General features: G+C 63.2%; 1 protein-coding gene. It reads left to right on the plus strand.

The genetic code is table 11. The annotated features are described in order from the left end of the window. Positions 1-231: hypothetical protein (locus ACLJNW_RS28970; protein WP_410962133.1), on the plus strand; the 231-nt coding region annotated here is incomplete at both ends.

A 231-nucleotide genomic window follows, 5' to 3' on the forward strand; every position in this document is an offset into this window, starting at 1 on the left:
TCCTATCACTGGGAGCACGGTTACGCCGGCCTCTCCTACAGCGGCTACGACAGCAACTATGGCTCGCCGGCCGAGGACGACGTGCGCCTGAAGATGCAGCAGGACCGCTACGCCTTCGCCTCCGAGATCCGCGACCTCGAAGGCCCGTTCACCTCGCTGAAGCTGGACGCCGCCTATACCAAGTACGAGCACAAGGAAATCGAGGACGGCGAGACCGGCACCACCTTCAAG

Source organism: Salmonella sp. SAL4457 (assembly GCF_046548235.1).
Taxonomy (GTDB): Bacteria; Pseudomonadota; Gammaproteobacteria; order Enterobacterales; family Enterobacteriaceae; genus Salmonella; species Salmonella enterica.